1 protein-coding gene is annotated in these 742 nt (G+C 65.4%); it reads left to right on the top strand.

Annotated elements, in window-relative coordinates:
• Nucleotides 1-742: ABC transporter ATP-binding protein (locus ACKGJN_RS16320; RefSeq protein ID WP_409540628.1), on the top strand; the 742-nt coding region annotated here is incomplete at its 5' end.

Raw genomic sequence — 742 nt, 5'->3', positions numbered from 1 at the left:
GGCTGGTATCTATCTGGCGGTCTTGCTGGTCCAGGGGATCACCAAGTATGCCCTGCACATGTACCAGGGCTGGCTCAGCGAGGGCGCCGTGCGCTACAACCGCGCGCACCTCACGCACCTCTACGAGCGGCACAACGGCGACGGTGCGGCGCAGCACAGCGGCGAGGCCGTCTCCATCATCGGCGCCGAGATCGACCGCCTCGGCGGTTTCGTCGGCGAGGGCCTGTCGCAGCCGGTTATCAACGGCGGCATGCTGCTGGCGATGGGCGGATACATGCTCTATGTCGAGCCGCTGGTGGCGGCGATCAGCCTGATCTTCATCGTGCCGCAGATCATCCTCATGCCCCTGCTGCAGGCACGCATCAACCGCCTGATGGAGCGGCGCGTCGGTATGCTGCGCAGCCTCGGCGACCAGGTGACGGAGCTGCCGGGCGGCGACGACGATTTCAGCCACAGCGGCCTGCCGCTCTCCCTCGACCGTATCTACGACAACCGCATGCGCATCTTTCTCTGGAAGTTCGGCCAGAAGGCGCTGATGAACCTGCTGAGCGCCGTCGCGCCGCTCAGCGTGCTGCTGGTCGGCGGCCTCATGGTGATCGAGGGCGAGACCACCATCGGCGTCGTGGTCGCCTTCATCTCCGGCTTCGAACGCCTTTCGAATCCGCTGCGCGAGCTCATCGCGTTCTATCGGGTTGCCGCCCAGGCCAACGAGCAGCACAAGATGATCGCACAGTGGATGTGA

This window comes from Gillisia xinjiangensis, from assembly GCF_046298265.1.
GTDB classification, from domain to species: domain Bacteria; phylum Bacteroidota; class Bacteroidia; order Flavobacteriales; family Flavobacteriaceae; genus Gillisia; species Gillisia xinjiangensis.
This window is presented reverse-complemented; position numbering and strand designations above follow the sequence as displayed.